Consider the following 20,205-nt stretch of genomic DNA (forward strand, 5'->3'; position numbering starts at 1 on the left):
TCCAGCCCTCAAAAAGAGTGCATCCTTCCCCTCAACGGAAACTGCCAAACCCTCATAAAGGCAGTATCCAATCCATAAGAGGATGCACTCCGCGCCTTAAAAAGAGTGCATCCTTCCCTTCAAGGGTTTTACTCAATTTTCATCGCATCTCATTTTTATGAACCCTCATTTTTATGAATCCTTGGTCAAAGGCACAAAAAGAAGTTTGCTAGCAACTATTGTATCACCCACCTTATGGGATTCCACTTGCCTACAGAGCTTTCAAACTTTTTTACGCCTTCATAAAATCGAATCTGAAAGAATTCATTAAGGCAATTAAGAGTAAATTTTGTCAAAATATAGACAAAGTTTATTCTTTTTTGTGATTGTTGTATTTTTACTATAGTTATTTAAATCGAATTTATATATGATACGTATCGATATTTATTTATCGAAATAAATATAGGAGAAAAACTATGAATATCAGATATTTTTTCATAGCTGGGGCTATTACAAGTGGTTTAGCTCTCGCGATTCAAAAATCTGATCGTATAGTCAATAAACAACCCTCTCCTATTGTTGCTCCTTATACTATTGAGAAAACAAATTTACAGTTTGTTAAACAAGTAAGGGACACATCGGATACATTGAATATACTGAGAGTCAGTAATAGAAGCGCATCAGAACAAGCATCAATCGACGATATATACGATAAAGCAGAAAATTTATTGAATGCAATAGCTGGTTTTTTAGGATCACTTATTATATATTTCGTACAACTTGTTGCTACTAGAATATAAGATACAAAAAGTTCTTAAAGTAAGGTTATATACATTTTGTATATATTGTAAAATTTAAATAAAAAGGCCCTTTATAAAATGGGGCCTTTTTTAGTTTAATTTTTCCTTTGTTTTAGTTTAGTTTTTATTGTGTTTTTATTTTTATTGGCCAAATATCATCGCCTTCAAAAATGCCATTTTTACTTGTCTCACATCTCAAATGACAAAGGCTCTAACTCCCTAGCTTCGCTCCCATAGCGCTTTCGTTAATAAGGGTCCGCAATCTTCTTGTTCTTCCCAAAAATTCTTCTGTTTTCAAGAAAATGACCCTGCATCTCCTCTGTCATCGGATTGGTTTACAGATCTCCATGAAGCAGACTGAAAAACACAAAAACACCATAACTTTTTATATCAATATCACCATACTGAAACACTGTTGAAGCTTAACAAGCGCTGCTTCATTGGCAAGGACTTCTTAGAAAGACAAAAAACACCTCAAAGGCAAAAGAGCTTAACACTGCTCAAAAATGCCATTTTTTGCCTTCCTCTCACCTCAAATGACAAAGGCTCTACCCCCTAGCTTCCCTCCCATAGCACTTTAGTCAATAGAGCTTCCCCATAGCGCCTTTAGTCAATGGAGCTCCCCCCATAGCGCTTTAGTCAATGGACCTTTCCCTCATACCGCTTGAATAAGCGATAATTTATGAGAATTTTCTAACAAAACAACAAAACCATCTTAAAGAAGAGAGTAGAATTTATAATTGATTTTTCTCCTCTATTCTTGAGGATCAAGCCATTTCCAGTCTATTTTTTAAAATCTTGGCTATTATTCTTGATTTTTCGAACCCTTTATTTTGCTCTGGTAAGAAAGATGTGAAAGCGCCATGATTGAGACGCTTTCACATCTTTTAAATAAAAGTGCTTTTCTTCAACAGGAGAATAAACTAATCAATTTTTATATCCATAAATGCGATTTTACCATCTTTAATATAAGTAATATCAGGAGCATGTTTTACCCCCTCTGCTTCAAACACGAACTGTTCATCACTCACCCCTTCAAATCCTTGTTCTCTTAATTCTTGTTTTTTCTCCTCAACTAATTTTTTATGAAAATCTCGTTTTTGATTACACAAATTAAGGTTTCTATCTCTAAAAAGCTGATAGTCCATGGCTATAGACCACTTCTCAGCAACCCGTTCCAGTAGATCGTAACTGAACTTTCCTTCCCTTTTCACTTCTTGAGCGATCACCATCGCGCGTTCCAAATGGACTTTTTCAATGGTTTCATCAAAGCCAAGCTTCTCCCCTGACGTAAAACTTTCGTCATAAGAAGCTAAAGTCTCAACATCACCCAGTAAGGCAAGAGCAGCAAGATGCAGCAAAGCATAAGGTGCGAGCTCTATGTCATCATCCGTTGCCCAAGATAAAGAGTCTTTTTCCCAAGGGGGAATACCATATTGAGAGCGAAACATTTCATGCAAAGAATCATCTTCCATTGTCCATTTTAAAGTTTTATCGAGTGCTTTCTTTAAAAGCTGGACGCTCACTTTTTCTTCAAAAATTTCCAATCCATTGGGTACAAAATTCATAAATACCGTTGGCACAACCCCAGAATTATGAGGATTAATCGTCTGACAAGCCGCCGCAAAAATACCGCTCATAATTAAAAGTCCGCGATCAAAGGGCGAAAACTCTTCCACTCGTTGCTCGTTATAAAGAAACTGCACTTCGCGATCTGGTAAAAAGAGGGTTGCCAAATAATCTCCCTTTCCCTCGATTTCCACCGACCATCCCAAGCTTTTTAAAAGCCCTGTTGCACTTTCTATCGTGAGAATTTCATCATCATCATAATCGGCAGAGAACTCTTTTTCCTTTAGTTGCAAACGCCTCTTCTGCACCACGGCTTCATCTTTCCAAAACTGCTGCGTTGCAAGATCATTTTCTTTAAGCACTCTTTCCAGCTCGCCTTTCACTTGGAAATTCATTTTCATCCGTTTAAAGACAGAGGTATAAAGAGCTAAAACAAGCATGATAATGATCATGCAAATAACAATAAATACCCAGAACAGGGGATCTAATAGAAATACGGCTATAGGATCACTGTTCATTTTTCCCCTCTCAGTCTTTACAAAGCCCGTGCGACAGAGAGCTTATGTGCTCTCGCACCGAGATTGCTTCTTCTAGTTTCTGAATATTTTTGTACAACTCACCCGTCACTTTGGTGCGAAGCCGTAACATAACCGGAATAAAAATAATAACACAGACCATTATGATGTCCGTTGTTTTAAAGAGAACGGCATGCACAACATATTGCCACCCTGTCAGCTGCCAATTCAATACACCTGGTATTTCTAGAACCATTTTCCACATGATAATGAGAACCGCAATAGCAAAGATAATTTTATAATCCTTTGCTGAAAGCAACACGTGCTGGAGCGAAAAAGAATGCGCTCCTTTATGCGTTTCTTGCTCTGATGCCCAATTTTGCTCCTTCATGTATTCCCCTCTCACTCTTTGAAAAGACCCCGTGTGACAGAGAGCTTATTTGCTATCACACAGAGATTGCCTCTTCTCGTTTCTGGATCTTTTTTTCCAATTTACGCATTATGATGATGCAAAACCCAAATATCACCGAAATCAAGAAAAGTACACAGGTCGTTATGGCTTACGTCATAATAAAAACTATAATATTCCTGCTACCTTGCTACCCTCTTACCTTCCTCACATTGCAAACAATAAAGATTTTCAAACCGTACTAATCTATAAACAATAGTCACAATTCAGCTTTTTCTTCCTAAAAATTCTCCTATTTTCAAGAAAATGACCCTGCATCCCCACTTCAATAGGATTCATTTCAAAGCTTGAATGAACAAGGCTCATAAAAATACGAAAACAACCCATATACCGCGCGCCCCTACGAGCAAAACCGTTCCTTCCTCACGCCTCAAACGATAAAGTAAGTCCCAAGCGCTCACTCTAGGCTCTAAACCCCACGGGCTCTTATTCCCTTTAATCAACACTGATCCATAATCGGCTTTTCTTCCACTCAATGCCACCCAACACTGCTCCTTTAAAGCAATGTTTTACGGACACCCCATAAAAAACACCAAAACATATCAAAGGCAAAATGGTATAGAGAGCAATCCCTATAAAGGCTGAATCTCTCATAATTTCTTCATTATTTTTTCCCTCTCATGACTTCTCAAGCGCTGTATCCTGTTCTTGCAAGACGTTTTTCAGTTCTTTTCTTAAACAGCGATACGTTCTCACCTGCTTAAAGACACCATAATAAAGTTGTAAAATCATCATAGGAATACAAGCAACCCACAGTGTCACGAACAGAAGCACGAGACCGAATATTGTAACAAGAATATCACTCCATTTTTCTCTATCGCCTTTTTTATACCAATCCTTTTGATCGGTTATTTTACCCCGTTGCAGGTTTATTTCTTTCAATTTTTGAGTATTTTTTCTCAACAAAAGCCACAATGTTATGAAGAGTATGTACAGAACTGGAAACAAGACCCAAACACACACTGTAATAACTTGCCAAAACGCATACAGAGAGAGAAAAAGGGGTGTATCCTGCCACCCTGTCAAGTTCTCTTGGCTACCCAAGGATGGGAAAAATAAAATCCTGTTGCACAACTCAATAATGAGCGAGAGGAACCAAATGACAACACACTCTCGCACAGAAAAATAATCTTTCCCAGAAAAATAGCGTAGTTCATTATAAAATGCTGAATAAAATGCTGAATTTTTCCCCTTCATTGCTCTTCCTTTTTTTATGAAAAATGCATTTCTTTATCTCATGCCCGCTTTTTTAAGAACCACGAAAAGTGCGATGCATGGCGCTTTCCTTATTTTTAATAAAACCCCCCAACTTTCTAAAAGCGCGGTTACTCTTCCCAATGATTAAGAGCATCCTCCTCATTACAAACGAAAATAGGCTCTCCTCTTTGCCTGATGATTTTCCAACCATTCATCCTCCCCTCTTCTTGTGTCACGAGCTTCCAAACATTGCCTCTCCCCCCTTACGATAGCGACAAAAGCGCCTTGTCACTCTCTTTATCTTACGCGTTTTAGTAGCCGTCTCATTCTACGATACGTTCTCACCTGCTTAAAGACACCATAATAAAGTTCTAAAATCATCATGGGAATACAAGCAACCACCAATGTCACACACATAAGCACGAAAACAAATATCATGACAAGAATATCACCCCTTTTTTCTCTATCGCCTTTTTTATATCGATCCTTTTGATCGGTTATTTTACCCCGTTGCTGGTTTATTTCTTTCAATTTTTGAGTATTTTTTCTCAACAAAAACCACAATGTGATGTAGAGTATCAACATAACTGGGAATAAGACCAAAACACACACTATAATAACTTTCCAAAACGCATACAGAGAGAGAAAAAGAGGTGTATCCCACCACCCTGTCCGTTCCCCATTGCTACCCAAGGATAGGAGAAAGAAAATCTTGTTCCACAGCTCAAGAGAAAAAATGCTGTACTCTTTGCTATCCAAGGATGAGAGAGAGAGAATCCTGTTCCACAGCTCAAGAAAGAAAATCCTGTTCCATAGCTCAATAATGAGTGAGAGAAAACAAATGACAACACGCTCTTCCTCAGAAAAAACACTTTTTTCGAAAAAATAGCGTAGTTCATTATAAAATGCTGAATAAAATGCTGAATTTTTCCCCTTCATTGCTCTTCCTTTTTATGAAAAACGCATTTCTTTATTTCATGCCCGCTCTTTTAAGAACCACGAAAAGTGCGATGCATAGTGTTTCCCTTATTTTCAACAAAAGACCCCAATTTTCTAAAAGCGTGGTTGCTCTTCCAAATGATTAAGAGCATCCTCCTCATTACAAACGAAAATAGGCTCTCCTCTTTGCCTGATAATTTTCCAACCATCCCCTCTTCTTGTGTCACGAGCTTCCAAACATTGCCTCTCCCCCCTTACGATAGCGACAAAAGCGCCTTGTCACTCTCTTTATCTTATGCGTTTTAATTCCCGTTTCACTCTACAATACGTTCTCACCTGCTTGAAAACAAAATAATAAAATTCTAAAATGAGCATGACAACACCCGCAGGAAAAAAGACGTTTAGCAGAAATATCAACCAAAAGTATACGATAAAAAAACAGCTTATTTTTTCTCTATCCTTTTTTACTGGATTATTTTGTTGATCGATTGTGTGACCCCGTTGCTGGATAGCCTCTTCTAAATTCTGAATCCTTTTTTTCAACAAATACGTTAAGATGAGATAAAGCACCAATAAAACAGGCATCGAGGCAACAACAACAACCATGATGACTTCACGTAGCACAAAAAGCGCTAAAAGAGTGCTATCCTGCGATACACTCAACGACCACTTGGCTTCTAATGGGATCAAAAGAGCTTTATAACCTATCCCAACAAGGATAGAAATAAGACAAATAATCATATGATCTTTATAAGAACGAAATGATTTTCCAAAAAAAAGAGAGCACCGTTTGTTATAAAATGTGGAATTTTCCCCCTTCATTTGCTCTTCCCTTTTATACAACTGTTTGTCCCTAACTTTATAAGGATACGCATAATCTCTCAAAGCACAATTGCATCCATTGTCGTCAAATAGAACACCCCAGAAAATACTCGTATTGCATATTTATGTTGCCAATAGTTTTGCCAATTCACGTGCTTGTTTTAAAGAAATCTCTCAACACTTCCAAACCAACGCGCACCACCCCCATTTCATGAATAGCCCCCATGAAGAGGATAACAATAGCGCCCCCATGAATATATCCCCTTACTATAAACTCTATCACCCCTATTGTTTCAATAAAAAATGTAATCCGGCGCCATTCATATACGCCCCCTGCGGCCTCTACAATAGCCTTACCCTCCCTTGCAACAAGCTACGCCATAACTCGTTCCTCAACACGGACAACCCCATTAGCCTAAGGCTCCTACGACAACCCCACCCCTGCCCAAAAAACAGCCATACCGCTGCCCCCTACAACAACCATACCCGCTTGCCCCTACAAACAGCCATACCGCTGCCCCCTACAAACAGCCATACCACTCTGCCCCTACAAACAGCCATACCGCCCGCCCCCTACAACAGCCATACCGCCCGCCCCCTTACAACAGCCATACCGCCCTGCCCAAAAAACAGCCATACCGCCCGCCCCCTACAACAGCCCTATCTAGCCTCTACGATAGCCCTTATCTCTTGAAAAGATCGAAGCATTTTTATTCTTTTCTCCATTGTTTTCCGCCCCCCACTTAAGACATGAAAAAAGGAACTTCCATTGATTTGCAAATGATCGCGCAATAAGAGCATTTGAAATGAGAAAATCTTACAACTTTCTTATTCCAATTAAAAAGGATCAATGATCATTCAAAATATGACGATATATTCCTTTTTTCATTGGGGATCTTGCAAGCCAATAGCTCAGAATATATTCATCAAAGCGCTTCTAAGACAGAGAAACAGCCGCTACTTTTGAGATCAAGCATTTTAATATTAATGAAAGCACTAACATTCCCTTGCAAGTTTGAGGTGTTGTTTTGTCAACAATCTTGTTAGCATGGACTGATTCTATGATGATGCGATATCATTACAATTGCTCTTTATAAACAGCATTGATACGCGCCATTTTACTCACACTTCTTTATAAGCCTTGCGTTATAGGCTTGTGGGGAAAAGATAAAGGAGAATCCTGTTGAATATAGCAATTATTTTGGGGTCTGTGCGTCAACCTTCCTTAACAAGAACTTTAGCCAGTTATTTAGCGGATTGCCTCATAAAGCGGGGTGCATCACTTCATTGGGTTGATTTGCGTGAACAGCCCTTGCCGATGACAGATCCCGATTATCATCAGCAGGTAGAGGCTAATCCAAGTGCTGCGGTCCGTGAGTTTGTCAAAACCATTGCCGCGGCTGATGGCGTTATTCTAGCAAGCCCTGTTTATCAAGGATCTTATTCGGGTGTTTTAAAAAATGCTCTTGATAATTTGAGCTATAATGCCTTTTTAAATAAACCTGTTGGACTTATCTCTCATGGGAGTACGGCCAAAAAATGCGCACAACCGTGTGAACATTTAGTGCCGGTGGTGCACACGCTTTATGGTTACACACTCCAATGTCAAATCGCCTCCTCCAACGAAGATTTTTCCTCAGACGATGAAGGTCGTACTTGGAAAGTTATAAGTGAAGAGGTACAAACCCGTTGTGAAAGACTTGCTGATGAAATGTACACATTTTTAAAGCAAAGAGGTGGGATTTAAAGCAATAAGGGAGGGGGCATGAAAAAAAAGGATGCGCACTATCGTTATTTAGTGGTAGGGGGCACAGGGATGCTTGCCCCTTTGTATCAATCACTAAAGCCGCAAGAAGTGATTATTGCTGCACGCTTTCTTTCCCATAAAGTCCAGCTTGAGGCATTGCACAACAAACAGTTGTGCGTGTCGTTGGATTATGATTGTGCGGCATCAAAGGCGCAATTTTTAGAAGCTGTGAAGCAATGGCATGATCTAAAATATTGCATATTATGGATTCATTCGCCCGCCTATGCATTTTCTTGCGCATTAATTGAGCAGTTGGCTCTTTTGCCTAAACCGCCATGTATTCTTCATATTTTTGGTTCCAACATGCATGATCAAATGATCCTCGAGTGCGCGCGCAAAAACAAGGTTGATTTTATCCCCATTCAATTAGGACAAAAAACAACGCCCAAAGGTTTACGATGGCTGACCCATAAGGAGATAAGCCAACAGGTACTGGATGCCATAAAAAACCATATGAATAAACAAAACTTATGAGCAACACCTATGGCTTTGCAAAGAAGCAGTGCCCCTTCAATCTCTATCCATACCCGAACACCCTCTTGAATAGCCCATACTCTCTTACATCATAGGCTTTGAGAACGAACAATCCCCCTCCCTTACGCCTCTAAACAGCATGCCTATATCAACAGCTCCAAAACCAAATGTTTTTCTAACCCTTCTCACACGGGCTTATCCCCCTCTCACAACCATCACAGCTCTTGACCAACCACACACCTTTTTACAGTTCCACGTTTTTACGATTTTGCAAATTCACAGAAAACAACAAAACTGCCGATAAACCGCCCCATTAAAGCCTATACAAGCCTATTACAAACCTATCATCAGCCTATTCATTGCCAACAGCCCTTTTCCCCCAGAGATCAGCGTAAAATGAGAAAAACAATCGATGCCCTCCTCCCAAGCCGTGAAGAAATGGCATGATCTAAAACTTACGCCTCCCCCATGACACGAGCACTACATGCGCTTTTTCAGCGCTGCGTTTAATTGTTTGGTAACCTTGTAATAAGAGATCAAACGCTTGATAAAGAAATATACAGTGCCACACGCGCACTTTATTTTCCTTATCTTTTCAACACCATTCCACACACACTTCCCTTTTCCCCCAACGCCCTCCATTACCCCAATTCCCCAATCCCCCATTCCAATGACACATTGCACAATCCAACCTTTACACCTCCATTGGCACCCTCTTCTCCCCATATCCTCCCCACAACCATCACGGCTCTTGAGCAACCACACACCTTTTTACAGTTCCACGTTTTTACGATTTTGCAAATTCACAGAAAATAACAAACTTCCGATAAACCGCCCCATTAAAGCCTATCATCAGCCTATTACAAACCTATCACCAGCCTATTCATTGCCATCAACCCTTTTCCCCCAACGCCCTCCATTCCCACATTCCCCCAACGCCCTCCATTCCCACTTCCCACATTCCAATTTTGACGCATTTCACAATCCAACCATCCTCCATTGGCACCTTTTCTCCCCAACCGCCCCACAACCCTCACGGCTCTTGACCAATCACACACCATTTTACAGTTTCACGTTTTTACGATTTTGAAAATTTACAGAAAACAAGCAAACTGCCGATAAACCGCCCCATTAAAGCCTATACAAGCCTATTACAAACCTATCACCAGCCTATTCATTGCCATCAGCCCTTTTCCCCCAACGCCCTCCATTCCCACATTCCCCCATTCCCCCATTCCAATTTTGACGCATTGCACAATCCAACCTTTACGCCTCCATTGGCACCCTCTTTACCCCATATCCTCCCCACAACCATCACGGCTCTTGACCAACCACACCCCCTATTACAGTTACACGTTTTTACGATTTTGCAAATTCACAGAAAACAACAAAACTGCCGATAAACCGCCCCATTAAAGCCTATACAAGCCTATTACAAACCTATCATCAGCCTATTCATTGCCATCAGCCCTTTTCCCCCAATGCCCTCCATTCCCCCATTGGCACCCTCTTCTCCCCAACCGCCCCACAACCGTCACAGCTCTTGAGCAACCACACACCCTTTTACAGTTCCACGTTTTTACGATTTTGCAAATTCACAGAAAACAAGCAAACTGCCGATAAACCGCCCCATTAAAGCCTATACAAGCCTATTACAAACCTATCACCAGCCTATTCATTGCCATCATCAGCCCTTTTCCCCCAAACCCCCTCCATTCCTCCATTACCCCATTCCCCCAGAGATCAGCGTAAAATGAGAAAAACAATCGATGCCCTCCTCCCCAAGCCATGAAGCAATGGCATGATCTAAAACTTACGCCTCCCCCATGACACGAGCACTACATGCGCTTTTTCAGCGCTGCATTTAATTGTTTGGTAACCTTGTAATACGAGATCAAACGCTTGATAAAAGAAATATACAGTGCCACAATGGGTATTGTTAAGAAAAAATCAAAAATACCCCCCAGCAGAATGATCAAAATCAGCGTGTAAGCTGCCGCCATTGCGTAATGCATTTTATTCCCTTCTCTTTATAAATTGATTGATTGGGTTGCTTCAGTCACTTCTTCCAATTGCTGAATCTTCTTTTTCAATCGATGAGTTAAAATTTCACGAAGGATCACAACAACAGGGATCGTTGCAAAAATACATACCGATAAAAAAAACCAGAAAAGCAAGAGAATGGCAAAATATTCAAATCTGCTCTCATCTATCTCATCTATCCCTTTAAAGAAAATCACATAGACATAAGCTTTGAAAAATATAATGATGAAAGAGAGGCATGCGTGGAGGATATAATCTTTGCGTGAAAAAGCGAGCCATTTTTTTAACGAATAGGAACTTATCTTTGTTTCTAGTGCTAAGTTTTGCGGCACTCTCTCTTTTTCTTTTCCGCTTTTTTCAAAGAAACAAAAACGCTGTGGATGTTCTTTCATCAAACGTCTTTGTTTTTTCACTCTGTAATAGAGCCTCAAACGCTTTATTAAAGAATAATAAGGCGCCACAATAATCATATTCACAAAAATGGCAAAAACTGTAACTGCATTTAGAAGAAAACATCCAATCGGCAGAAACAAAACAAAAACCGCGGCCTCACTCCTCATGCGTATAACCTCATTGATTAATCTCTTGCTGCTTTATTTTTTCTTTTAGTTTTTTCTTTATTTTTTCCAATTTACGCTCTTTAAAACGACAAATGCCCCACAAAATAGGAAGGGGTGTGAGAAGACAAAACCATATCAACACTGGTAAGAGAAAAATAAGAGAACCAATTCCTTCCCATCTTGTCCATTGCAACGGCTGTACCAGAGACTTTGCACCCGCAGGAACTTCTAAAGCCATCATGATAAGGCATGTACAAAACATGATAAAAAAGCGGTGCCCTATTATTTTACACCGTCCCACCCCTTTACGCCTTTCCACTGAAGACACCATAAATTTTCTAAATGAAAAGAAAGACTCTTCAAATGTTGCTTTTTTCTCCTGCATTGTTCCCCTCTGCTTTTACGCTCTATTTTTAGGTTTAAGCTCTTTTTAATTTATCTAAACTCTTTATTTTTCTCAATAATTTTTTTCCTCAACCCTAATTTCTACATCCATATATTCTAACTCCCCATCCTTTATGTAAAGAATATGAGGACGATAGTTTTTTCCATCAACTTCACAAATCGCGTCCTTTTCGTAAACAAAATATCCCTGTTGCCTTAATTCTTCTCTTTTTTCCTCGATCAAATTTTCATAAGAATCTCTTCTTCTATTGCACAAATTGGGATCTGTAGCTCTAAAACATTCATAGCTTTCCACCTCCATGGAAAAATTCTTTGCCGCCTGTTGAAGCAAATCGTAACTGGGTTGCTTTGTCTTTTCTACCGCTTGAGCAATCACCATTGCGCGTTCCAGATGCTCCTCTTCGATGCTTGTTTCAAAGCCCAGCTTCTCACCTTCCATAAAGCTTTTGTGATAAGAGTGTAAGGTTTCAACATCGCCCATCAAAGCCAGAGCCGCAAGATAACGCAGGGAATAAGAAGCCAACCGAGGGACCACCGTTTTGTTTTCCCAAGGCAGGATTCTATATTGAGAGTGAAGCATCTTGCCAAGATCAACCTCAGTCATTGCCTCATCTAAAGCTTTCTCGAGTGCACGACGTAAACATCCAACGCTTACCTTTTCTTCAAAAATTTCCAACCCCTTCACATCAAAACTCAATTCAAGAGCAACCAAGCCTCCAGAATTATAAGGGTCTATCGTTTGGCAAGCCGCCGCATGGATACCAGAAACCACTGCAATTGCACAATCAAATCGCGGATACCCCTTCTCAGCATTATAAAGAAACTGCACTTCACGATCTGGTAAATAATAGGTGGCCAAATGATCTCCTTTTCCTTCAATTTCCACCTTCCACCCCAAACTCTTTAAAAGCGCCGTTGCACTTTCCATCGTTAAGATTTCCTCATCAGAAAGAGAAAACTCTTTTTCCTCAGATAACGGCTTAATCATCGGCATTTCCCCACTAGACGGCTCAAAAACGACAGGTTGTTCAAGCACGCGGCTTAATTCTTTTGTCACTTGGCAATACAGCCTCACCCGCTTGAAAGTAGAGTAATACAATGCCCAAATAAACATCATGACCACGGCAGAAAGCAGCGTGAAAAGCGTCAAGCCCACACCCCACGAGAGTACAACAACAATATCCATTATTTTAATATCTATCATTTTCCCCGCCCCTTCATGCGCTGTTTTGTTGAGAAGCGGTTTTTCTCCGCTTCCAGATTGCTTGCTCCAACATATCGATCTTTTCTTTCAACAGAACCGTGAAAATGATACGAACCACAAAGGCAACAGGGATGAACAAAAAAATAAACCATGATATAAGCTCCATAATTAACGAGAGAGCTGCCACGACATCCCCTTCCCACTCCGCCAACTTCCACCCAAGCAACATGGGTACGAAGCGAAGAGCCATTCTTAAAGCTGCCACAATGAAAGCAATACAAAAGATGACTTTATAATTTTTGCGTGTCAGAAACGCTTCTTCAAGCGCAAAAGTCCGTGGTTCTTTATCCAATGGTGAATTTTTTCCATTGCCCCTCATTTTTTATCCCTCATTTGTTTCAATTTTTAAGCCATTTTCATGAACCGAAGCTTTCGTCCTCACAATGAATGAGGGTTCATCAATATCAAGCGCTTGTATCCTTCATCTTTTATAAAGACAATATCAAGGGTGCATTTTTTTCCATCACCTTCAAACATCGCACGAAGAGAAGGTCTCTCCTACAACGCATGAGAATATATAAAGACCAGTATTCATTTTCTGCCCTCCCTTCACGCGCGGTTTTGTTGGTAAGCCGTTTTTCTTCGCTGCCAGATTTCTTGATCCAACTGCTCGATCTTTTTTTTCAACAAACGCGTAAAGATGATACGGACCACAAAGGCAACAGGAATGAGTACAAAAATTAAATCTAATATAACCTGCACGATGCAAAAGAGAACTGTTATGACATCCCCTTCCCATCCCGCCAACTTCCACTCAAGCCACATTGGTATGAAGAGAGCCGTTCTTAAAGCTGCCACAATGAAAGCAATGAAAAAAATGACTTTATAATTTTTGCTTGTCAAAAACGCTTCTTCAAGCGCAAAAGTCCGTGGTTCTTTATCCAATGGTGAATTTTTTCCATTGCCCCTCATTTTTTATCCCTCATTTGTTTCAATTTTTAAGCCATTTTCATGAACCGAAGCTTTCGTCCTCACAATGAATGAGGGTTCATCAATATCAAGCGCTTGTATCCTTCATCTTTTATAAAGACAATATCAAGGGTGCATTTTTTTCCATCACCTTCAAACATCGCACGAAGAGAAGGTCTCTCCTACAACGCATGAGAATATATAAAGACCAGTATTCATTTTCTGCCCTCCCTTCACGCGCGGTTTTGTTGGTAAGCCGTTTTTCTTCGCTGCCAGATTTCTTGATCCAACTGCTCGATCTTTTTTTTCAACAAACGCGTAAAGATGATACGGACCACAAAGGCAACAGGAATGAGTACAAAAAGAAGCGCTGATATAAAAACCAATATTAATGTTAAAATGAACAGGATATAATTCCACCACCCTGTCAAATCCCACTTAAAAAACATAAAGAATGCCATTATAAAAGCTGCCACAATGAAAGCAATGAAAAAAATGACTTTATAATTTTTACTTGTCAAAAACGCTTCTTCCAGCGAAAAAGACCGTGGTTCTTTATCCAATGGTGAATTTTTTCCATTGCCCCTCATTTTTTATCCCTCATTTGTTTCAATTTCTAAGCCATTTTCATGAACCGAAGCTTTCGTCCTCACAATGAATGAGAGCTCATCAATATCAAGCGTTTGTATCCCTCATCTTTTATAAAGACAATATCAGGGATGCCTTTTTTTTCATCAACTTCAAACATCATGTTTTCATCACTCACAGTGTACCCCTATTATCTTAAGGCTTCTCTTTTCTCCTCGATCAAATTTTCATAAAATATCTTCTTCTATTGCACAAATTTGGGTCTCTGACTCTAAAATTCTAAGTGCTCTTTTTATTTTCAGGAAGATAAGCTGCTTTCCAAAGAAGAAGCAAACGAGTGCAAGAAAATCGTAACGAGGTTGCTTTGTCTTTATGACGATTAAAATCATCAACAAAACCGGCCCAAATTGATTTTTTCGATATTTTTTTCAAAGCCCAAACTTTCACCTTCCATAAAGCTTTTATGAGAAAGCTGCCAAATGTTAACATCACCAAGCAATGTCAAAACCACAAGGGTGTGCAAGTAAAGAAGAAGCCACTTGAGAGATAGCACAATTTCCTTTCCCCAAGGAAGGGTGCTCTATTGAAAGCCAAGCACGCAGACAAGATCAACCTCAGTCCCAGATCAACCTCATTCATTGCCCTCATCAAAAACTTCCTCAAGTACACAGCATAAATGCCTTACGCTTACCTCTTCCTCAAAAAATTTCAATCCCTTTGCCTTAAAATCCACCCCTTTGCCTCAATGCCTCGTTGTCAATCTGTCCCCCCCCAAAATGATAAAGCCCTAAAATGATAAGGATTAATTATTTGGCAAGCCGCCGCATGAATACCAGCGCTCTCACAATTCCATAACCAAATTGCACAAAACCTTTTTCATCCAGAGAGAGAAACTGTCCTTCACGGTCTCGTAAATAAATAACGGTCTCGTAAATAAATAGATGTCCCTCTTTTCTTTCAATTTTTCCCCTCCACCCCAAGCTTTTTAAAAGCACTGTTACACTTTCCATGGAGCAAAACGTGTGCTTTTGGCTCACCTTCTCTATGCGTCTTGCCTCTCCACCTGCAAGAAAATGGGCTCTTCTTCCCCAAACACCAGAATATCTTTTGCTTTAAGTATAGATTTTTCGCTCTCAATATCGCTTGGTAAGACACATTTTTATGCTTGATAAAAAGAAAATAAATTACAAGATTTTCTCTCTTAAAGAGAACAGAAACAGCAAGTAAAGTCCAAGAGCAGCCTCTCTTCACTTTCCCCTCAGCACTCAAGCAAGAATCCTACTCAAGCAAAAGCCCCACTCAAACAAAAGCCTCAATTCTTTTAAAAACACGACACAAATATAAAAAAGCATAAAACGAGAAGTACACCCATGCACCTTAATGAACAAGTCAAAAGCAAGGCTCAACAAAAGCCTCTCTTCACTTTTTCCCCTCGCTCACTTTCCCTCGCTCACTTTCCCTCGCTCACTTTCCCTCGCTCACTTTCCCTCGCTCATTTTCCCCTTGCTCACTTTCCTCTCGCTCACTTTTCCCTTGCTCACTTTCCCCTCACTCACATCGTATAATATGACGGGAGCTCCTTTCTGCTCAACCTCTTCTTCTAATTGCCGTATCATTTTGTTCAACTGACGGGTCACGATAAAACGCATAATAAAAACAATCGGTAAGAATAAAAAAGTACAGGCAAGCATCCATGCCAGCGGCTCGAATACGACAAGAGAAACAAAGTCCTGCCCTCTCCATATCTTAACGACAACAGTTATAACTATTGGAGCAGTCGCCATGACCGTAGAAAGATAGAATATTTTTTTATAGTCTTGCCAAACAAGAGAAAGCTGTTTTTTATCAAACATTCTGCTGCTTTTTATTTTGGGGAGATCTGTCTTAAGGCGATATCGCGTTCATTCAGCACGCATTTCAGTTCCTTTTTCACGCGACAATAAAGCCGCGCACGCTTGATAAACAGGTAATAAATGACAACGATTGGCGCCCATATTAAAACACCTAAGAGCGTAAAACACAGGAAAGAAATGGCTATTAATGTTATAAGACTACTCGTCATTTTGTCCCCCTACCACATTCTGCATACGAATTGCCTGATCGCGTTGTTGTATCGCTTCTTCCAATTGTGGAAGTATTTTGTTCAATTTTCTCGTTAACTTCATGCACATGATCCCAATGATCGGAGAAAAGAGAAGAATCCCTAACCATATAAGGCTCAACAGCTGCATGATAAAGGCAACACTATCATTTTTCCACCATACAAAATTTGCGATAGAGAAAGCAGATTGCAAAACAGAAAAGAGAATAAGGATAAAAAAGATTATTTTACATTCTTTTGAATAAAAAGGCAGAGATTCTTTGAAGTTAAGAAAGCGCATTTTCGCATCAAGGGTCTTATGGGCGAGATTGTGTCTTTTCATTTCTCCCAGATCATTGCGCAGTTGTTGTATGGCTTGCTTTTGTTGCGTCGTACTCTTTTTCAAGCCTTGAGCGAGTTTAAAAGATAACCTGATATATTTGATCAACAGGTAAGGAAACCTGACCATAACCATAACCATTAAAATGGCAATGATAATGAACCCTAAAAAAACCAAATGCTGCATCATAATGCTCCCTTTTTTTCCCTATCGCATTGATGTGAAATCATCATTTTTATTCTCTGCTCAAACAAATGTTTCTAATTCCTTTACTGTTTCTTGCACGCCATACTGAAGGAGACTATGGAGAATTAAAATGACAGGTAAAGAAACAACAATACATGTCCAGACCCAAAACAGCAGTCGCATGACAAAATCAATAATGTGAAGCACTATCATAGGCACGTAATTGTGCAAAAAAACCGCAGATTTTGGAAGAAAAGCTGAAAAAACGACAAAACCTGTGCAAAGTGCAACCATAACGAAGGCGATAGAAAAGATCATAAAATAATCTTTTTTTGAGAGAAGCAAAGATTCTTGAAAAGAAAAGGCACGCAACTGTGTTGCAAGAACTGTCCTCTGTCCTCTACCCTCTACCTGATAATGCCCTAAATTCTGCGCTGCACCCTTTTTTAATTTTCGCTGCGTCACCAATAACAAGATTGTCCGTTTTATCAACGAATAATAAAGTGCAACGATTGTCACCACGGTAGAAAGGAATACCATAAAAATTGCAGAACAAATAAAAATTGCCGTTCCTACGGCAATCAACATTCCAATGATTAAAGAAGCACTCACTTTTCCCCCTATTGTCTTCTGTTAAGAGATTGGTTGTCTAGCTGTTGCTGCTCTGGCAAGGTTTCCCATTGTAGCATCATTTCCTTCACATCCCGTTTAAATACGGCGTTAAAGACAAAAAAGAGCGGACAAAAACCAAAAAGAACGCCAAAAATTATTTGCGGTAAGAAACATAAAAAAGCCCAAACACTATTCCACCCCGCATCAAGAACATGCTGAATTATAGGATTTTGGAAAGGGTGTTTAAGACTTTCCTGAAGTCTTTCCTGAAGACTTTCTTGTTTCATTTGTCCCAGTGCTTGGAGCTGTTCTTTGGATATAACGTGAAAAAATTCCAAAGGGCTCATATAGGCAGACGCGGAAAAAAGCACCAACAAGAGGATAGCCAAACAACAAATGATGATATAATCGCCTGTTGAAAGCATCATCCATTTTTTGAAAGTTGCCGATTGATCCAACACTGGCTGCGATACAAAAGCCTTATCTCCCTTATGGGCAGATTGGTGTTGTGATTTATCTTCGATCATACGGATACTCCCCCACTTCTAAAATTCCCACTCTTCAATATTTGATAGCACGCCACCAGCGCGGTAAATTCGCTTAGCACCCTTCTCAGAGTAATGCAAGTACTATAAATCCCCTCTACGTATTTTATTCATTTGCCCTATACGCGCTTATACATGCGCGCTTACAAGCCAAAACACCCCTTTTCCCAAGGAAGGGTGTTCTATTGAAAGCCAAGCACGCAGACAAGATCAACCTCAGTCCCAAATCAACCTCATTCATTGCCCTTATCTCAAGCTTCCTCAAGTGCACGACGTAAACGCCTTACGCTTACCTTTTCCTCAAAAATTTTCAATCTCTTTGCCTTAAAATCCACCCCTTTGCCTCAATGCCTCGTTGTCAATCTGGTCCCCCCAAAATGATAAAGCCCTAAAATGATAAGGATTAATTATTTGGCAAGCCGCCGCATGGATACCAGCGTCTCTCACAATTCCATAACCAAATTGCACAAAACCTTTTTCATCCAGAGATGAGAAACTGTCCTTAGCGGTCTCGTAAATAAATAGATGTCCCTCTTTTCTTTCAATTTTCCCCCTCTACCCCAGGCCCTTTAAAAGCACTGTTACACTTGCTATGGAGCAAAACGTGTGCTTTTGGCGCGTCTTCTCTATGCGTCTTACCTCTCCACCTGCAAGAAAATGGGCTCTTCTTCCCCAAACACCAGAATATCTTTTGCTTTAAGTATAGATTTTTCGCTCTCAATATCGCTTGGTAAAACACATTTTTATGCTTGATAAAAAGAAAATAAGTTACAAGATTTTCTCTCTTAAAGAGAACAGAAACAGCAAGTGAAACCCAAGAGCAGCCCCTCTTCACTTTCCCCTCAGCACTCAAGCAAGAATCCCACTCAAGCAAAAGCCCCACTCAAACAAAAGCTTCAACTCAAGCAAGAGCCTCAATTCTTTTAAAAACACGACACAAATATAAAAAAGCATAAAACGAGAAGTGTCCCCCATGCTCCTTAATGAACAAGTCAAAAGCAAGGCTCAACAAAAGCCTCTCTTCACTTTTTCCCCTCACTCACATCGTATAATATGACGGGAGAGCTCCTTTCTGCTCAAGCTCTTCTTCTAATTGCCGTATCATTTTGTTCAACTGACGGGTCACGATAAAACGCATAATAAAAACAATCGGTAAGAATAAAAAAGTACAGGCAAACATCCATGCCAGCGGCTCGAATACGACAAGAGAAAAAAAGTCCTTCCCTCTCCATATCTTAACGACAACAGTTATAACCGTTGGAGCTGTCACTATGACCGTAGAAAGATAGCATATTTTTTTATAGTCTTGCCAAACAAGAGAAAGCTGTTTTTTATTTTTGAGAGATCTGTTTTAAGGCAATATCGCGTTCATTCAGCACGCATTTCAGTTCCTTTTTCACGCGACAATAAAGCCGCGCACGCTTGATAAACAGGTAATAAATGACAACGATTGGCACCCACAATAAAACATTTAAGACCATAAAGAACAGGAAAGAAAAGGCCATTAATGTTATAAGACTACTGGTCATTTTATCCTCCACGCCCATTCTTCATACGAATTGCCTGATCGCGTTGTTGTATTGCTTCTTTCAATTGTTGAAGTTTTTTGTTCAATTTTCTCGTTAATTTTATACACATGATCCCAATGATCGGAAAAAAGAGAAGAAGCCCAAACCATAGAATGCTCAACAGCTGCATGATAACGCCGACCATATCGCTCTTCCACCATACCAAATTTGCGACAAAGAAAGCAGATTGCAAAACAGTAAAGAGGATAAAGATAAAAAAGATTATTTTACATTCTTTCGAAGAAAGAGGCAGAAATTCTTTGAAGTTAAGAAAGCGCATTGTCGCATCAAGGGTTTTATGTGCGAGATTGTGTCTTTTCATTTCTCCCAGATCATTGCGCAATTGTTGTATGGCTTGCTTTTTTTGCGTTGTACTCTTTTTCAAGTCTTGAGAGAGTTTAAAAGATAACCTGATATGCTTGATCAACCGGTAAGGAAGCCGGATCATAACCATAAACATTACAATGGCAATGATGGTGAACCCTAAAAAAGCCAAAAATTTTATAACAATAGTCACGTGTTTCCCCTATCGCA

General features: G+C 39.8%; 26 protein-coding genes. 4 read left to right on the forward strand and 22 right to left on the reverse strand.

Features of this window, described 5'->3' with window-relative positions; translation table 11 throughout:
• Positions 1-455: 455 nt before the first annotated feature.
• Positions 456-779, forward strand: a complete 324-nt coding sequence (locus tag ACFIMP_RS04695; protein WP_375686071.1) for a hypothetical protein — start codon at positions 456-458, stop codon at positions 777-779.
• A 923-nt stretch (positions 780-1,702) separates the two neighbouring features.
• On the opposite strand, the gene ACFIMP_RS04700 is transcribed toward ACFIMP_RS04695, so the two are convergent.
• From ACFIMP_RS04700 to ACFIMP_RS04720, 5 genes are all read right to left on the reverse strand, one after another.
• Positions 1,703-2,866, reverse strand: coding sequence for a DUF6990 domain-containing protein (locus ACFIMP_RS04700; protein ID WP_375686072.1), 1,164 nt, complete (start codon positions 2,864-2,866; stop codon positions 1,703-1,705).
• A 10-nt stretch (positions 2,867-2,876) separates the two neighbouring features.
• Positions 2,877-3,254, reverse strand: coding sequence for a hypothetical protein (locus tag ACFIMP_RS04705; RefSeq protein ID WP_375686073.1), 378 nt, complete (start codon positions 3,252-3,254; stop codon positions 2,877-2,879).
• 380 nt (positions 3,255-3,634) lie between these two features.
• Positions 3,635-3,814 carry a hypothetical protein gene (locus tag ACFIMP_RS04710; RefSeq protein ID WP_375613624.1) on the reverse strand — a complete coding sequence of 60 codons (180 nt, stop codon included), beginning with the start codon at positions 3,812-3,814 and terminating at the stop codon, positions 3,635-3,637.
• A gap of 136 nt (positions 3,815-3,950) precedes the next feature.
• Positions 3,951-4,529, reverse strand: a complete 579-nt coding sequence (locus ACFIMP_RS04715) for a hypothetical protein (RefSeq protein ID WP_375686074.1) — start codon at positions 4,527-4,529, stop codon at positions 3,951-3,953.
• 1,227 nt (positions 4,530-5,756) lie between these two features.
• Entirely contained in the window at positions 5,757-6,290 is a 534-nt protein-coding gene (locus ACFIMP_RS04720) for a hypothetical protein (protein ID WP_375653584.1), read from the reverse strand.
• 490 nt (positions 6,291-6,780) lie between these two features.
• Between ACFIMP_RS04720 and ACFIMP_RS04725 the strand changes: the two genes are divergently transcribed.
• The 3 genes from ACFIMP_RS04725 to ACFIMP_RS04735 all read left to right on the forward strand — a co-directional run bounded on the left by ACFIMP_RS04725 (position 6,781) and on the right by ACFIMP_RS04735 (position 8,571).
• A complete protein-coding gene (locus tag ACFIMP_RS04725) occupies positions 6,781-6,984 on the forward strand; it encodes a hypothetical protein (RefSeq protein WP_375686075.1) in 204 nt (67 codons plus the stop codon).
• Positions 6,985-7,473: 489 nt separating this feature from the next.
• Positions 7,474-8,037 (forward strand): NADPH-dependent FMN reductase, encoded by a 564-nt coding sequence (locus ACFIMP_RS04730; protein WP_375611626.1) that lies wholly within the window; start codon positions 7,474-7,476, stop codon positions 8,035-8,037.
• 18 nt (positions 8,038-8,055) lie between these two features.
• The gene (locus ACFIMP_RS04735; protein ID WP_375637680.1) at positions 8,056-8,571 is read left to right on the forward strand and encodes a Rossmann-fold NAD(P)-binding domain-containing protein; all 516 of its coding nucleotides are present in this window, start codon (positions 8,056-8,058) and stop codon (positions 8,569-8,571) included.
• Between the two features lie 860 nt (positions 8,572-9,431).
• Here ACFIMP_RS04735 and ACFIMP_RS04740 read toward each other — a convergent pair.
• The 17 genes from ACFIMP_RS04740 to ACFIMP_RS04820 form a co-directional block, all read right to left on the reverse strand.
• On the reverse strand, positions 9,432-9,632 hold the full coding sequence (locus ACFIMP_RS04740; RefSeq protein ID WP_375647052.1) for a hypothetical protein: 201 nt from the start codon (positions 9,630-9,632) through the stop codon (positions 9,432-9,434).
• Between the two features lie 777 nt (positions 9,633-10,409).
• Positions 10,410-10,586 (reverse strand): hypothetical protein, encoded by a 177-nt coding sequence (locus ACFIMP_RS04745; RefSeq protein ID WP_375617936.1) that lies wholly within the window; start codon positions 10,584-10,586, stop codon positions 10,410-10,412.
• Positions 10,587-10,601: 15 nt separating this feature from the next.
• Entirely contained in the window at positions 10,602-11,174 is a 573-nt protein-coding gene (locus ACFIMP_RS04750; protein ID WP_375646589.1) for a hypothetical protein, read from the reverse strand.
• A gap of 10 nt (positions 11,175-11,184) precedes the next feature.
• Complete coding sequence (locus ACFIMP_RS04755) at positions 11,185-11,559, reverse strand: hypothetical protein (protein WP_375627743.1); 375 nt, start codon at positions 11,557-11,559, stop codon at positions 11,185-11,187.
• A 72-nt stretch (positions 11,560-11,631) separates the two neighbouring features.
• Positions 11,632-12,783 carry a DUF6990 domain-containing protein gene (locus tag ACFIMP_RS04760; protein ID WP_375686076.1) on the reverse strand — a complete coding sequence of 384 codons (1,152 nt, stop codon included), beginning with the start codon at positions 12,781-12,783 and terminating at the stop codon, positions 11,632-11,634.
• Positions 12,784-12,796: 13 nt separating this feature from the next.
• Positions 12,797-13,162 carry a hypothetical protein gene (locus ACFIMP_RS04765; RefSeq protein WP_375627744.1) on the reverse strand — a complete coding sequence of 122 codons (366 nt, stop codon included), beginning with the start codon at positions 13,160-13,162 and terminating at the stop codon, positions 12,797-12,799.
• 230 nt (positions 13,163-13,392) lie between these two features.
• The gene (locus tag ACFIMP_RS04770) at positions 13,393-13,755 is read right to left on the reverse strand and encodes a hypothetical protein (RefSeq protein WP_375686077.1); all 363 of its coding nucleotides are present in this window, start codon (positions 13,753-13,755) and stop codon (positions 13,393-13,395) included.
• Between the two features lie 230 nt (positions 13,756-13,985).
• A complete protein-coding gene (locus ACFIMP_RS04775; protein WP_375686078.1) occupies positions 13,986-14,342 on the reverse strand; it encodes a hypothetical protein in 357 nt (118 codons plus the stop codon).
• 277 nt (positions 14,343-14,619) lie between these two features.
• Positions 14,620-14,772, reverse strand: a complete 153-nt coding sequence (locus tag ACFIMP_RS04780) for a hypothetical protein (protein ID WP_375686079.1) — start codon at positions 14,770-14,772, stop codon at positions 14,620-14,622.
• A gap of 374 nt (positions 14,773-15,146) precedes the next feature.
• Complete coding sequence (locus ACFIMP_RS04785) at positions 15,147-15,350, reverse strand: hypothetical protein (protein WP_375686080.1); 204 nt, start codon at positions 15,348-15,350, stop codon at positions 15,147-15,149.
• Positions 15,351-15,818: 468 nt separating this feature from the next.
• Positions 15,819-16,193: a hypothetical protein gene (locus ACFIMP_RS04790; RefSeq protein ID WP_375686081.1), complete on the reverse strand. Its 375-nt coding sequence runs from the start codon at positions 16,191-16,193 to the stop codon at positions 15,819-15,821.
• A 198-nt stretch (positions 16,194-16,391) separates the two neighbouring features.
• A complete protein-coding gene (locus ACFIMP_RS04795; RefSeq protein WP_375653539.1) occupies positions 16,392-16,949 on the reverse strand; it encodes a hypothetical protein in 558 nt (185 codons plus the stop codon).
• A gap of 57 nt (positions 16,950-17,006) precedes the next feature.
• Entirely contained in the window at positions 17,007-17,558 is a 552-nt protein-coding gene (locus ACFIMP_RS04800) for a hypothetical protein (protein WP_375622855.1), read from the reverse strand.
• An 8-nt stretch (positions 17,559-17,566) separates the two neighbouring features.
• The gene (locus ACFIMP_RS04805; protein WP_375686082.1) at positions 17,567-18,085 is read right to left on the reverse strand and encodes a hypothetical protein; all 519 of its coding nucleotides are present in this window, start codon (positions 18,083-18,085) and stop codon (positions 17,567-17,569) included.
• A 1,057-nt stretch (positions 18,086-19,142) separates the two neighbouring features.
• Positions 19,143-19,373: a hypothetical protein gene (locus tag ACFIMP_RS04810; protein ID WP_375686083.1), complete on the reverse strand. Its 231-nt coding sequence runs from the start codon at positions 19,371-19,373 to the stop codon at positions 19,143-19,145.
• A 61-nt stretch (positions 19,374-19,434) separates the two neighbouring features.
• Positions 19,435-19,632 carry a hypothetical protein gene (locus tag ACFIMP_RS04815; RefSeq protein ID WP_375647100.1) on the reverse strand — a complete coding sequence of 66 codons (198 nt, stop codon included), beginning with the start codon at positions 19,630-19,632 and terminating at the stop codon, positions 19,435-19,437.
• 1 nt (position 19,633) lies between these two features.
• Entirely contained in the window at positions 19,634-20,188 is a 555-nt protein-coding gene (locus ACFIMP_RS04820; protein ID WP_375686084.1) for a hypothetical protein, read from the reverse strand.
• Positions 20,189-20,205 lie beyond the last annotated feature (17 nt).

Source organism: Bartonella sp. AP65SXKL (assembly GCF_042195725.1).
GTDB lineage: Bacteria > Pseudomonadota > Alphaproteobacteria > Rhizobiales > Rhizobiaceae > Bartonella.